This is a genomic window from Acinetobacter tandoii DSM 14970 = CIP 107469 (genome assembly GCF_000400735.1).
GTDB lineage: Bacteria > Pseudomonadota > Gammaproteobacteria > Pseudomonadales > Moraxellaceae > Acinetobacter > Acinetobacter tandoii.
On the sequence record NZ_KE007365.1, the window covers coordinates 343,241 to 355,530 of the forward strand.

Annotated in this window: 11 protein-coding genes; 5 read left to right on the top strand and 6 right to left on the bottom strand. The window is 38.2% G+C overall.

Annotated features, from left to right (window positions below; genetic code table 11):
• Nucleotides 1–19: 19 nt before the first annotated feature.
• The 3 genes from alaS (at nt 20) to csrA (ending at nt 4,556) form a co-directional block, all read left to right on the top strand.
• Complete coding sequence (alaS, locus tag I593_RS05495) at nt 20–2,713, top strand: alanine--tRNA ligase (RefSeq protein ID WP_171069579.1); 2,694 nt, start codon at nt 20–22, stop codon at nt 2,711–2,713.
• Between the two features lie 65 nt (nt 2,714–2,778).
• On the top strand, nt 2,779–4,059 hold the full coding sequence (locus tag I593_RS05500) for an aspartate kinase (RefSeq protein ID WP_016166581.1): 1,281 nt from the start codon (nt 2,779–2,781) through the stop codon (nt 4,057–4,059).
• Between the two features lie 242 nt (nt 4,060–4,301).
• On the top strand, nt 4,302–4,556 hold the full coding sequence (csrA, locus tag I593_RS05505; RefSeq protein ID WP_016166582.1) for a carbon storage regulator CsrA: 255 nt from the start codon (nt 4,302–4,304) through the stop codon (nt 4,554–4,556).
• Nucleotides 4,557–4,615: 59 nt separating this feature from the next.
• Here csrA and rnhB read toward each other — a convergent pair whose 3' ends face one another.
• The 3 genes from rnhB to I593_RS05520 all read right to left on the bottom strand — a co-directional run bounded on the left by rnhB (nt 4,616) and on the right by I593_RS05520 (nt 6,122).
• Nucleotides 4,616–5,185: a ribonuclease HII gene (gene rnhB / locus I593_RS05510; protein WP_016166583.1), complete on the bottom strand. Its 570-nt coding sequence runs from the start codon at nt 5,183–5,185 to the stop codon at nt 4,616–4,618.
• A gap of 66 nt (nt 5,186–5,251) precedes the next feature.
• On the bottom strand, nt 5,252–5,617 hold the full coding sequence (locus I593_RS05515; protein ID WP_228130564.1) for a hypothetical protein: 366 nt from the start codon (nt 5,615–5,617) through the stop codon (nt 5,252–5,254).
• Nucleotides 5,618–5,744: 127 nt separating this feature from the next.
• Nucleotides 5,745–6,122: a hypothetical protein gene (locus I593_RS05520; RefSeq protein WP_016166585.1), complete on the bottom strand. Its 378-nt coding sequence runs from the start codon at nt 6,120–6,122 to the stop codon at nt 5,745–5,747.
• Between the two features lie 228 nt (nt 6,123–6,350).
• Here I593_RS05520 and I593_RS05525 point away from each other — a divergent pair, with 228 nt between their 5' ends.
• Nucleotides 6,351–6,905 carry a cytochrome b gene (locus I593_RS05525; RefSeq protein ID WP_016166586.1) on the top strand — a complete coding sequence of 185 codons (555 nt, stop codon included), beginning with the start codon at nt 6,351–6,353 and terminating at the stop codon, nt 6,903–6,905.
• 54 nt (nt 6,906–6,959) lie between these two features.
• On the opposite strand, the gene I593_RS05530 is transcribed toward I593_RS05525, so the two are convergent.
• Nucleotides 6,960–7,958 (bottom strand): adenosine deaminase, encoded by a 999-nt coding sequence (locus I593_RS05530; RefSeq protein ID WP_016166587.1) that lies wholly within the window; start codon nt 7,956–7,958, stop codon nt 6,960–6,962.
• Between the two features lie 63 nt (nt 7,959–8,021).
• Complete coding sequence (locus I593_RS05535) at nt 8,022–9,344, bottom strand: NCS2 family permease (protein WP_016166588.1); 1,323 nt, start codon at nt 9,342–9,344, stop codon at nt 8,022–8,024.
• A gap of 1,220 nt (nt 9,345–10,564) precedes the next feature.
• Between I593_RS05535 and I593_RS05540 the strand changes: the two genes are divergently transcribed.
• Nucleotides 10,565–11,275 (top strand): transglutaminase-like domain-containing protein, encoded by a 711-nt coding sequence (locus I593_RS05540; RefSeq protein WP_016166589.1) that lies wholly within the window; start codon nt 10,565–10,567, stop codon nt 11,273–11,275.
• Between the two features lie 749 nt (nt 11,276–12,024).
• On the opposite strand, the gene I593_RS05545 is transcribed toward I593_RS05540, so the two are convergent.
• Nucleotides 12,025–12,282, bottom strand: a complete 258-nt coding sequence (locus I593_RS05545) for a hypothetical protein (protein WP_016166590.1) — start codon at nt 12,280–12,282, stop codon at nt 12,025–12,027.
• Between the last annotated feature and the right edge of the window lie 8 nt (nt 12,283–12,290).

Sequence of the window (12,290 nt, forward strand, 5' to 3'; positions counted from 1 at the left end):
TTTATGGAGTGACTTGGTTGTGAGTACTCGTTTTATGACATCAGCTGAAATTCGCGAAGCTTTTTTAAGCTATTTTGAATCGCAAGGGCATACACGTGTCGCGTCGAGTTCTCTAGTACCCGCCAACGACCCAACATTATTATTTACAAATGCTGGTATGAACCAGTTTAAAGACTGCTTTTTAGGTCTTGAAAAACGTGATTATGTACGTGCGACCTCATCGCAAAAGTGTGTCCGTGCTGGCGGAAAACACAATGACTTAGATAACGTCGGTTATACAGCACGTCACCATACATTCTTTGAAATGTTAGGTAACTTCTCTTTTGGTGATTATTTCAAACGCGATGCCATCAAATTTGCATGGGAATTCCTGACCAGCGATAAATGGTTAGCACTACCAAAAGACAAACTGTATGCCACGGTTTATCACACTGATGATGAGGCATTTGACATCTGGAACAAAGAAATTGGTTTAGATGCTTCTCGCATTATTCGCATCGGTGATAACAAAGGTGGTCAATACGCATCAGATAACTTCTGGGCAATGGGTGATACAGGTCCTTGTGGTCCTTGTTCTGAAATCTTCTTTGACCATGGCGATCATATTTGGGGTGGCTTACCAGGCACACCTGAAGAAGATGGCGACCGTTTCATTGAAATCTGGAACAACGTATTCATGCAGTTTAACCGTACTGCGGATGGCGTGCTTCACCCTCTTCCAGCACCTTCTGTTGATACAGGTATGGGCTTGGAACGTATTTCTGCTGTTTTACAACATGTAAATTCAAACTACGAAATCGATTTATTCCAACACCTATTAAAAGCTGCGGCGGAAATTATTGGTTTAGATACAACAGCCTTAGAAGCTGAAGCAAAAGAAAATGGTACGCCTGTTCAGTACCCTGCTTCACTTAAAGTGGTTGCTGACCATGCTCGTTCTTGCTGCTTCTTGATTGCAGACGGTGTAAACTCTTCAAATGAGGGTCGTGGTTATGTGCTTCGTCGTATCATCCGCCGTGCAGTGCGTCACGGTAACAAATTGGGTGCAACAGGCTCATTCTTCCATAAAATGTTGCAGCCTTTAATTGAAGTAATGGGTGCTGCATATCCAGAACTTGAAGCACAAAAGGCACGTATTGAAGCGCAATTGCTGAAAGAAGAAGAACAATTTGCTAAAACTTTAGAGCAAGGTTTGAAATTGCTTGAAGTTGAATTGGCTCAACTGAAAGGTTCTGTAATCCCAGGTGAAGTGGTCTTCAAACTTTACGACACTTACGGCTTCCCAACTGATTTAACTGCTGACATCGCACGTGAACGTGATTTAACCATTGATGAAGCGGGCTTTGAAGTTGAAATGGCTGCACAGCGCCAACGCGCACGTGATGCTGGTAAATTCGCGATTGACTACAACAGCGTTGTAAAAGTTGAAGGTGAAACACAATTCGACGGATACGATGCAACTGCTGGACAAGGTCAAATTATTGCCTTGTATAAAGATGGTGAGCAAGTTGATGAAGTCGTTGAAGGTGATGAAGCCCTCATCGTGTTGAATCAAACACCTTTCTATGCTGAAAGTGGTGGTCAGATTGGTGATACAGGTATCTTCAAAAATGAAACTGGTATTTTTGAAGTTCAAGATACTAAAAAATCAGGCGGTGCATTTGTCCATCAAGGCATCGTGACTGTTGGTCATCTAAAAGCATCACAAACTGTTGACGCCATCGTAAAAGCAGATATTCGTGCCGCAACTGCGCGTAATCACTCTGCAACTCACCTTTTACATGCTGCATTGCGCCAAATTCTAGGCTCACACGTCCAGCAAAAAGGCTCTTTAGTTGCTAGTGATATTTTACGTTTTGACTTCGCCAACGATCAGCCAGTTTCATTTGAACAACTTCAAGAAATTGAGCGTTTGGTCAACGCTGAGGTGATCGCAAATACTGCTGTTAGCACTGAACTTCTTGACATCGAATCTGCAAAAGCCAAAGGTGCGATGATGTTGTTTGGTGAAAAGTATGGCGATGAGGTTCGTGTTCTTTCAATGGGTTCAATTATTGAAGAGAAGAACTTCTCGATTGAACTATGTGGTGGTATTCACGTACAACGTACTGGCGACATCGGCTTATTTAAAATCACTTCTGAAGGTGGTGTAGCTGCGGGTGTACGTCGTATTGAAGCAGTAACAGGTACTAAAGCTTTAGAAGTTGTACAAAAAGCTGAAGCAGATATTGTGCATATCAATGGTGTATTGAAAGCTCAGAAAGATCAAACTGTAGAAAAAGTTGAAGCAATTGTTGAAACTTCATCTGCATTGCAAAAACAGATTGAACAACTCAATCAGAAATTAGCAAGCTTGCAAGCTGCGGAACTTTTAAGCCAAGTTCAAACACTTGCAGGTCGCACAACGTTAATCACAACCGTTCAAGGTATGGATGCTAAAGCACTTCGCAACCTTCATGACGGTGTGAAATCAAAATTAGAAAATGCAGTAATCGTTCTTGCAGGTGTAGAGGGTGACAAGGTTAGCTTGATCGCATCTGTAGCAAAAGAATTTACTGCTTCTATAAAGGCGGGTGACATCATCAAACACTTGGCAAATGAGCTTGGTGGTAAAGGTGGTGGTAAACCTGACTTGGCACAAGGTGGCGCGCCACTAAACGAGAAGTTTGCAAAAGTGATGGCAGATTTAACTGCTTGGCTTGAAGCAAAATAAAACTTCACCTTTTGTGTAACTGACCCTGATTGGCACTTCGGGGTCATGGCTTATATGGAACAACTATGGCATTAATCGTTCAAAAATATGGCGGTACTTCTATGGGTACCCCCGAGCGCATTTTAAATGTTGCTCGTCGTGTGAAGCGCTGGCATGACCACGGCCACAAGGTAGTGGTTGTAGTATCAGCAATGAGTGGTGAAACAAACCGCTTATTAGCTCTCGCGAAAGCCATTACGGACACCCCTGACCCACGTGAACTTGACCAAATGGTCTCAACGGGTGAACAGGTAACGATTTCCATGTTAGCGATGGCGCTCAATTCAATTGGCGTTGAAGCTAAGTCACTCACTGGTCGCCAAGTTGGTATTAAAACGGACAGCGCGTTTACCAAAGCTCGTATTGAATCGATTGATACTGACGTAATGACTGAGCACTTAGATGCAGGTCGTGTCATTGTCGTTGCTGGTTTCCAAGGTTTTGATGCCGATGGCAACACCACAACTTTAGGTCGCGGTGGTTCAGATACTTCTGGGGTAGCTTTAGCAGCTGCACTAAAAGCAGATGAATGCCAAATCTATACCGATGTGGATGGTGTTTACACCACTGACCCTCGTGTTGCACCGAAAGCGAAAAAAGTTGACCGTATCTCTTTTGAAGAAATGCTAGAAATGGCATCTTTAGGCTCAAAAGTTTTACAAATCCGCTCTGTTGAATTCGCAGGTAAATATCAAGTTCCACTGCGCGTATTATCAAGCTTTGATAATGATGATGACGGTGCATTTGATGAAGATTTCAAACAAAACGTAGGCACACTAATTACGACTGAGGCAGAAGACGATATGGAACAACCAATCATTGCAGGTATTGCATTTAACCGTGACGAAGCAAAACTCACTATTTTGGGTGTTCCTGATGAGCCAGGAATTGCATCTAAAATCTTATCGCCAATCAGCAATGCCAATATCGAAGTGGATATGATTATCCAAAACGTAGAAGAAGATGGTACAACAGACTTTACTTTTACTGTAAATCGTACTGACTTGGCAAAAGCAAAGGCAATTTTAGAGCAAACAGCCAGCAGCATTGAAGGCTGTGAAGTTGTAACTCGTGATGATATCGTTAAAGTTTCAATCGTTGGTGTTGGTATGCGCTCACATGCAGGTGTTGCGAGCAAAATGTTCACAGCATTGGCAGATGAAAGCATTAATATTTTAATGATTTCAACATCAGAAATTAAAATTTCTGTACTTATTGAAGAAAACTATTTAGAGCTTGCTGTTCGTTGTTTACACACCGCATTTGGTCTAGACCGTGAACATGGCGAGTCAAGCGCACGCGCTTAAAAGATAATTGTCTTTTGTAAGACAATTTCTTTAAAATCCTATAAAAATACAGAGCCACTATAGTTTTTTCTATAGTGGCTCTGTTATATTAGCCCAGAGGCGTTTTAGTAAATTTCAACAGAATTCTATAAATACCTACCTATTTGTCTTTATAAGTTCTGTTAAAATTTTCTTTATAACGAAGGTTGTGTTTTTTTAACTTTTTAATCAATGCAGGTTTAGCATTTTGCAAGGAGATAAACATGCTGATTCTGACCCGACGTGTCGGAGAAACATTAATGATTGGGGATCAAGTCAGTGTTACTGTACTTGGCGTTAAAGGCAACCAAGTTCGTATTGGCGTAAATGCTCCAAAAGAAGTATCAGTTCATCGCGAAGAAATCTATCAACGCATTCAACATGAACGTGCGATGCACGAACACCTGCAACATCTCGATCAAGATTATCAGCCTTCTTTTGAAGAAGATAATTACTCCCAGAATAACTTTAATCGTTAAAATTAAACGTTATCTCCTAAAGCGGCTTTTCTAAGCCGCTTTAAATTTTTCTAGCCTAGTCAAATTGTGACAAGGCTTTTTTTTACTGGTGCATAACTGCGGCGATGTTCTGCAATAATACCGTGTATCGCAATAGCTTCAAAATGCGCTTTGGTTGGATAACCTTTGTGCTTGGCAAAACCGTACTGTGGATATTTCTGATCTAAAGCCACCATATCTCGATCACGCGTGACTTTGGCCAAGATACTGGCCGCAGAAATTTCTGCATGCAATGCATCCCCTCCAACTACAGCATCACAACTCATGCTTAAACCTTGTGGAATCTTATTTCCATCCACCAAGACATGCTCTGGTGTGATTTGTAATGCCTCCACTGCACGGCGCATTGCCAACAAGGATGCTTGTAGAATATTGATGTCATCAATTTCTTCATGACTGGCTTCTGCAATTGCCCATGCCAATGCTTTTTCTTGAATCTCTAAAAATAACTTCTCACGCTTTTTCTCTGTGAGTTTCTTAGAATCATTTAACCCTTCAATTGGATTATTCGGATCAAGAATGACAGCTGCAGCCACAACCGAACCAACTAAAGGACCACGCCCTGCTTCATCTACACCCGCTACTCGCATGTCTTACTCTCATAAAAAATGGCTGGAAAATCAGCCATCTTAGAATTAATCATATATTCAATATACTTATTTTAACATTTCAGCTGTGCATGTTGCAGAAGTTTTTGTTGCAGCCAATGTCGAAGAAGCATCTTTTGCCTTCGGATCTATTGCTGCTAAAGCCAATTGCTCTTTAGAGAACATTTTCGGTGCATTGTCACCCACACATTTACATACTTCACGTTTTTTCTTTTGTTTTTGATCTTTAGATAAAAGTTTACTACCTACAATCCAAGTAGGATTACTCTCAATTTCCTTCATACATTTTTGGTTTGACGCTATTCGAATCACAGAAATACCATCTGATTCTGAACCAGATAATGGTGAAGATACGCACGCAGAGAGCATTAATACTCCAGTTAAACACGTTAAAAACTTATATTTTTTCATCATTATTCAACCTTTGTTTTACGTAAATAGATTTATAGGTCATTTATTGTTCTGAACAATATAAAATAAAATATGATAAAGCACAAAAAGTATTGCAATAAAAAAGCTAGGAGATTCCTAGCTTTTTAAATTATTTATTTACCGCTTCACTCACACAACTTTGAATGGTTTTCGTCACAACATTATTGACTATCGTTGCACGTGCTGCAGGGTCTATAGCAGCAGTCGCCAAATCTACAGTCGTCACATTTTGTGGTGCTTTTTCGCTCACACAACCACAAATATCCGTTTGAATATTTTGTTTTTGCTCAGCAGTCATAAGCTGTGTAGACTTTTTCCAAGCAGGAGTATTATTTAATTCTGTCACACATTTTGAATTGATTGCAATTTTGATCGCTGCCATCCCTACTTGCTGGGTTGTCGCTGCCGTAGTTGTTGCTGTTTCTGTTGTAGCACAAGCCGTTAGAACTAAAATAACAGGCGCAAATGCAGCTAATTTTTTTTTCACAATATTACCTTGATGATTGATTTAAAGTAGCGCTATTGTGCCGCAACACCAGTAAATAAAAAGCCCTGATTGACTTAATGATCAATTGGTTGTGCAATTTAGCAACAAACCCCATCAAATAACATCAGCGTTGCAACAAATATACGCATCGTTGCAGAATTTGCATTTTTTTGTAATTTTAACTTCAGTAAGATTATAAAAATTATTCAGCCTATTCACTCATACTTTATGAAAAATACATCCCCCTATTACACGCGTACCGCGCAGGTCTTACACTGGATCATGGCGATTATTTTTATTGTCGCTTGGATCATTGGTTTCTATAGTGGGAACTTTTTAAGCTATGAGACTGATGGAAGCTTCAAAGGTGACGTCATCACCTTACACAAGAACATTGCTACGACCATTATCTTCTTAGTCATGATTCGTATTTTCTGGCGTTATACGCATCCAGCCCCTTCACTGCCAGACAGCATGTCTCCGACAATGAAGGTATTGGCTCATCTTAGGCATTTAGCGCTATACCTGATGTTACTTGCCTTACCAATCACGGGGTGTTTATTCAGTTGGAGCGCAGGTCATCCTGCACCTGTTTTATATATGTTTGAGATTCCTCGCCTTCTAGAAGAAAACTATGATGTACTGGAAATTGTAAAACCGTTACACATCTATCTATCTTGGGCAGCAGGTTTATTGGTTGTAGGGCATATTGGTGCTGCATTAAAACACCACTTTATCGATAAAGATGGTGTGCTCACCAGTATGACCCGCCAACCCAAGTAAAACCTAATCATAAAAAACCGCACAATCTCGTGCGGTTTTTTTATATTAAAAGAATTACAGGCTCTGGATTGCTGTAATCCATTTTTGCTTTTCAGCATCACTAATAAATGATGCTTCAAAAGAGTTCTGAGCCAATTTTTTCAATTCATCATTCGACAAAGATAATGCTTCTGTAATCGCAATGAAATTGTCATTCATATAACCACCAAAATATGATGGATCATCTGAATTCACTGTAACATGCACACCCTGCTGCAATAAACGGCGGATATTATGCTCTGCCATATCATCAACTACACACAGCTTTAAGTTACTGAGTGGACAAACCGTTAACGGCATTTTCTCTGCAATTAAACGTTGCATTAAAGCAGGGTCTTCTTCTGAACGTACCCCATGATCAATACGATTCACTTTAAGTAAGTCTAAAGCTTCCCATACATATTCTGCTGGACCTTCTTCACCCGCATGTGCAACGACCAAGAAACCTGCTTCACGTGCTTTGGCAAAGACGCGTTCAAATTTTGAAGGTGGATGTCCAACTTCACTAGAGTCGAGCCCAACACCAATAATTTGATTTTTAAATGGCATCGCTTGTGTCAATGTGTCAAATGCAGCTTCTTCACTTAAATGGCGCAAGAAACACATGATTAAATGTGAACTAATACCATATTTTGTTTGAGCATCATCACAAGCACGCTGTAAACCATTAATTACGGTTTCAAATGCAACACCACGATCGGTATGTGTTTGCGGATCAAAGAACATTTCTGTATGCATGACACGATCTTCATGACATTTTTCGAAATATGCCCAAGCCAAATCGTAGAAATCCTGCTCATGCACCAGTACGTTTGCACCCGCATAATAAATATCTAGGAAGGATTGCAGGTTATGAAAATTATAGGCTTGCTTGACTTCCTCAACTGATTTATAAGGAATTTCAATCTGATTACGTTGTGCAATTGCAAACATCAGTTCAGGCTCAAAAGTCCCTTCAATATGAACGTGTAATTCTGCTTTTGGTAAAGCACGGATGAGCTCAAGTTGATTCATACCTTATCCTTAAAAAAGAAAAAGGGTGTAAACAAGTTTACACCCTTAACATTGGTGTGGGTATTAACCACCAAAAAATGCAAATTTAATTGCCCAAAGCACTGCAACAATCCAAACCATATAAGGAACAGTTGAAGCCTTGCCAGTACATAATTTAATTAACGCATAGCTAATAAAGCCCATCGCAATACCATCTGCAATTGAGTATGAAAATGGCATAAATACGATCGTTAGGAATGCAGGTACAGCTTCAGTAATATCATCCCATTCAATATGGGTAATCCCCTGAATCATCAACACACCCACAAATAACAATGCAGGAGCTGTTGCAAAACTAGGTACTGACTGCGCCAAAGGTGCTAAAAACAAACACAAGATAAATAAAACACCAACTACAACGGCTGTAAGACCTGTACGACCGCCTGCTGCGACACCTGCTGAAGACTCAATATAAGGCGTGGTTGATGATGTACCTAATGCAGCACCTGCAACAATAGCTGTTGAGTCAGCAAATAATGCTTTTTTCAAACGAGGTAATTTACCGTCTTGCAGTAAGCCAGCACGATGCGCGACCCCTACTAAAGTACCTGTTGAGTCAAATAAGTCTACCAAGAAGAAGACAAAAATGACGCCCACTAAACTCGCGGTAAATAAGCCTTCAAAATCCATCTGTAAGAATGTTGGTGCAATTGAAGGAATTTCGCCTACAACACCTTTGAATTCGCTTAGCCCCATCACAGTAGAAATTGCAGTCAGCACTAAAATACTGATAATAATCGAACCGCGCACTTTAAACTGGTGTAGTACCACAATCATTAAAAATCCAAACAACGTCAACAATACGGTCGGTTGCTTAAGATCACCTAAACCAACCAGTGTTGCTGGATTATCAACAATAATGCCTGAGTTCTTTAACGCAATTAGTGCGAGGAACAAACCAATACCACCGCCAATTGCAAACTTAAGTGACATTGGAATTGCATTGACAATCGCTTCACGGATTTTAAACATGCTAATGGCAATAAAAACCAAACCAGAAACGAATACTGCTGCCAAAGCAGTTTGCCACGGCACCCCCATCCCCATACAAACAGAATAGGTAAAGTAGGCGTTAAGACCCATACCAGGTGCTAAAGCAATTGGATAATTCGCAATAATCCCCATCACTAAACAGCCAATCGCTGCTGCGAGACATGTTGCGACAAAGACTGCTCCATGATCCATCCCTGTTTCGGATAAAATCATTGGATTAACAATAATGATGTAACACATGGTTAAAAAAGTGGTTACACCTGCAAGAACTTCAGTACGAAAAGTCGTCTTGTTTTCGCTTAATTTAAATAAGCGTTCAAGTACGTTTTCTGAAGATGGATTAGGAGTCGTCATGACCTAGCCCCTGTAAAAAAACATTATGCCAAAATTCCGAATTGGACTAAAAATAAACTTTTTGCCATTTGATTCTCGAAATTTAAAGCAATGGGTATGCCAAATATCTAATGCTTTTTTTTAAGCTAAACAAGGAAACTGTCATTGCCAAACATAAGGCTTCCTTTTCAAGTAAACGAAAAAAGCTGCATATATTATGCAGCCCAACACTTATACTTTATAAATCAATAGCTTAAATAAAAAACATAAACATTTCTTTAAATTCGGCGTGGATTATAACATATTGATTTTCACGTTGTTTCTAGAATTTATGCACGGCAGCGACTAAGCCTTAAAAAATGAGATACGAGTAAATTTAAATCTTTAATTACAAAAATAAATTCGTACTGCTATTGATCTTTTTTCCTCAAAATATTTTTTGATTGAGCATCAGCTTCAATTTTTTGGAGTGAGCTATGTGCTTCGTTTATCAAACGATCAATTTCTTGCTTCTGCCTGTTCTCAGATTCGTAATATACGCTCAATCCTAAGATACAGACCATCAATAGAAACACAGGTATAAGGAACTTTTTCATTATAATAAAATAAATTTTTTAATTATTGGTAAAATATACACTATATTTTTTTCTAGTTCACTTTGTTTAAATCAAATAGAGCCGACTCATTTAAAAATTATATTTTTCAATTGTTTATAAATAATATTTCAGTGTGCTACATTCATACAGAATCTATTGCACCAGCAATTTATAACTGCAAAATTATAATCATTAATGAAAACCAATTTATTCATTATTATTCAACAACTTAGAAATAAAATTCTTCAAATAAGTCCTTTCAAATTTTTCTCATAAAAATCTGACGATAGATCTTCATATATTATTCACTAAACACCCACTCAACGAATTGAGTCGCCTCCACCCAAAGAAGAAATTTAATTCACTTAAGCACATTCTGTTTGATTATGTGTCAATTTCGAACTTATCCGAACATAAGCTTATTACCATGTTATTTATGAACCATCCTCCTTCCACCCAAAAAATAGTTAGATCCTTTATAAGGGCAATACACGAGTCGTTATTGTTAAAAATATGAGTTTCTTAAATAGACTCATATTTGAATATATCTAGATGGTCGGGGCGTATTTCTCTGCTTAACCTTGACTTCAGACTTACTCCATAGTTTTTAATCCAATTACTCACTTTAGATTTGGAATATAAATTATGGAACAATATCTTAAAGCAACGTCACTACTCGATTATAACCACCCATTCATTAAAAATTTAATTCAAGAGAAAGAATGGCATAAGTTGAGTGATATTGGAAAAGTGAAGCAAATCTATAACTTTGTAAGAGATGAAATTCAATTTGGTTATAATTTAAAAGACTCAATTCCAGCATCTACTGTTTTGAATGACGGTTATGGTCAATGCAACACCAAAGCGACTTTATTGATGGCTTTATTAAGAGCCGTCAAAATTCCAACCCGGTTGCATGGTTTTACAATCGATAAAAGCTTACAAAAAGGGGCTATTGATGGCATTTGGTACAAGCTGTCTCCACAAAATATTCTGCATAGTTGGGTAGAAGTCTATGTAAATGAAAGTTGGTTTATTTTAGAAGGGGTAATTCTGGATAAAGAATACCTAACGAATCTACAAAAAATGTATAAGAGTCCTTCAAATATTTTCTGCGGATTTGGGGTCTTTACAGAGAATTTTGAAAATCCGCCTATAGACTGGAATTTAAGCAATACTTATATTCAGGATAAAGGAATTAATCAAGATTTTGAAATATTTGATAGCCCTGATGATTTTTATAACCAACATCAACAACAACTTAGCTTTATTCAAGGGATAATGTTCAAAAATATAGTAAGACATTTAATGAATAAAAATGTTGATAATATTAGGAATGCCAAGATTGTCGAGTAGCTGAATTCAGTTAGCATATATGTGTAATTTATTGAAAACATGTATTTTTTAAATTTACTATTATTATCTGTGTGATTCATAGACATTCTTTCAATATGATTGGTGTCTATGAATACAGAAATAAAACCACAATTTGTATGGCTTAAATTATTTTAAAAGATCACCAATGTAGGTCTAGTTTGTCGAAGATGTGCATTTCTAGACCAATGTTACACAAATGATGGGAAAAATATTCTGCGCAAAGATCTTGATGAATTAAATCCCAGCGTGAATATCCATTAAAGTTTCTGAATACGCGAGCCAATGCGGAACTAGAATCCTTAATATTTAAAATGTACGCGGCTAGAAATATTGATACTCTAGGTTTGCAAACAGTGTTGATATGACTGTTTCGAATCTATTGCCCTTAGGGACTATGTATAAAGTGCTATCCATTCATCAAGTCAAACTTATTGAAAAAAACTCTGCCATAAAGTAATTTTCATTTGGTATGAATGCTCACGATCAAGCGATAGGATTTAAATGAATTACAGTATAGCTCTCGATGGCTGCACACGATATTGTCTTTAAGGCTCTATAAACATCGACCACCAGTGAATACTTTCGACTTAACTGTGTGATTAAAGCAATAGTCTGATCAGATGAGGTCTAAATACAATACAACTCATCGAATGAACCCATTCAGTACACCAATTAGAAGAGAGATTTAGAGACCGTCCAACTAAAACAATCTTCATGAACGATATAAATTATTCCGCATAAAACTCTTCATTCGACATAAACCCTAAATAAGTAATACACGTTGCGAATATGTCCATAATTTGCGGATGACCATTATTTTCTAGCCAATCTTTTCCCAGCATTGAAAAATGCTTCACCATAGCTGCATTCATGTTTTCATATTTCTCTTCCATTGGAAGGAACACAACATGGTTTTTAGGGATTGGATTGCTATCTTGTAAAAAATTCAAGTTAACCATGTACCAGTGAAATTTCATAGTTGTCATTTTTATTC